The following is a 986-nucleotide window of genomic DNA, read 5'->3' as shown; positions in this document are numbered from 1 at the left end:
ATATCACTCACATCGGGTCGATTCTATCAAAAAATCAGGTATTAGCCGCTGGGTGGAGTTATCTGCGGATACCTTACTCAATGAACAGCCAGATACCACATTGCACTACTGGCAGGTACTAGATGCGAGTCCCAGCAGAAAACCCAGAATTTGTTGTTATTCCCAAGTAGAAATGTCCTACCTAATAACCAAATAGAAATGTCCTATACAGACATTTCCAAGTCAAGCACAGGATTCAGATTTCGTTGTTGAATTGCTGTTTTCTGTGCTCGTCTACGTGGCATAGATTGAGAACGACTTCGTTTGTTTTGCTGTTCCAGTTCTTCATGCTGTTGCTGGATATGGGCCAAGACTGAACTCAAACGTTTATTCTCAACAATCTCTCGCTGGTTCAGCTGACTTAATTTATCGAAGATGCTGTAATTGATTTTTCTTCCCTGATATTCAATGGCGACCGTACCGTCTGGGTATTCTAGAAATTCAATGTATTTACCCATGAGACTCTGGTTTTCTTCTGTATTTTCCAGCAGATAGACGCATTTATCATAAGTAATCGTCAGGCTATTCGTGACTCTGCGAGGTTCACGCCAGGTAAAAATATCATCTAATTCTTCGGCTGTTTCAGTGACAGTCCGATGTAGATTCTTAGGATTAAAAGCCATCTTGGCGAACTTCTGATTGAACTGCTCAATGAAGCAGGGTAGCCAGACATTAGCTTGCTCAATCGAACAGATGCCTTTCAGGCGCATCTCCTTGATCAGACGGTCCTGAAGGGTTCTGTTGGCCCGTTCCACACGGCCTTTGGCCTGCGGTGAATTAGCGAAGATGATATCGATATTCAGGGTGCTGAGTACACGTCCAAACTGGGTAATCTTGGTGTCTTTCTTGCTGCTTTGATTCACTCTAAAGACTGAATGTTTGTCGCTGTAAAACGCTAAAGGCTTACCGTGCTGTTCGACATATAAACGTGTTGAAATCATATAGTC

Annotated in this window: 2 protein-coding genes; one reads left to right on the top strand and one right to left on the bottom strand. The window is 42.9% G+C overall.

Annotated features, from left to right (window positions below):
- A partial coding sequence (locus tag BKE30_RS16450) for a hypothetical protein (protein WP_227518429.1) occupies nucleotides 1-196 on the top strand: 196 nt, incomplete at its 5' end.
- 7 nt (nucleotides 197-203) lie between these two features.
- Here the strand turns inward: BKE30_RS16450 and BKE30_RS15630 are convergent.
- Nucleotides 204-986: ISNCY family transposase (locus BKE30_RS15630; RefSeq protein WP_143253819.1), on the bottom strand; the 783-nt coding region annotated here is incomplete at its 5' end.

Origin of the sequence: Alkanindiges hydrocarboniclasticus (assembly GCF_001982605.1) — a bacterium.
GTDB lineage: Bacteria > Pseudomonadota > Gammaproteobacteria > Pseudomonadales > Moraxellaceae > Alkanindiges > Alkanindiges hydrocarboniclasticus.
This window is presented reverse-complemented; position numbering and strand designations above follow the sequence as displayed.